1 protein-coding gene is annotated in these 253 nt (G+C 76.3%); it reads right to left on the bottom strand.

The window, feature by feature from the left end; genetic code table 11:
- The coding region (locus ACYQ78_RS39880; protein WP_459806194.1) for a hypothetical protein at window positions 1-253 on the bottom strand (253 nt) is incomplete at both ends.

The raw sequence follows: 253 nt of genomic DNA, 5'->3' as shown, positions 1-253 counted from the left end.
CACCCCCACTCCACGTCCACCGCCAGAGCCAAGGAGCGGAAGGGCACGGCCGGAGCGGCCAGCGCCGGGCTGAGTGAGCGCACCAGCAAGCGGGCGGACGACACGACGGCGCGGAGCGTGCCGGGGCAGCGCAGCGGTTCGTACACGCGCCCGTCGAGCCGGGCCGTGCCCGATGAGCTCTCCGGGCGGACCGCGTGCCACCCGCCGCAGGTGTAGCCGGGGACGACGCCGCCCTCCATCGACTCGCGGGTGC

Source organism: Herbidospora sp. RD11066 (assembly GCF_054661255.1).
The sequence above is the reverse complement of the archived record's forward strand: the minus strand, read 5'-3'. Positions and strand labels throughout refer to the sequence as shown.